Source organism: Dyadobacter sp. OTU695 (assembly GCF_038440355.1).
Taxonomy (GTDB): domain Bacteria; phylum Bacteroidota; class Bacteroidia; order Cytophagales; family Spirosomataceae; genus Dyadobacter.
In genome coordinates this window covers 1-232 of sequence record NZ_JASATN010000118.1, presented here as the reverse complement: position 1 = coordinate 232, position 232 = coordinate 1, and the positions used below count along the sequence as shown (strand labels likewise).

Here is a 232-nt window from a genome sequence, read left to right as displayed (position 1 = left end):
TCTGGGCTGGAAGGCCAGGGGCTACAAGCCTATATCGAAGGGCTGATCAGCCGGCGTTTTGATTTGTCGTCCGAGCACATGCTTCGTTGCGACCTTTTGCAGGCCGCAGAAGGAGAATACATCCTGGTTCTGGTGCTGCACCACATCGCCTCAGACGGTTGGTCCACAGGGATCATCATCAGCGAGCTGGTGGAGCTTTATGATGCCTACCTTGCTGGCCGTTCGGCGGTAC

The 232-nt window shown here is 56.9% G+C and carries 1 protein-coding gene; it reads left to right on the top strand.

Annotated elements, in window-relative coordinates:
* Window positions 1-232 (top strand): condensation domain-containing protein (locus tag AAHB90_RS32700; protein ID WP_342089521.1); only part of this gene is annotated, 232 nt, incomplete at both ends.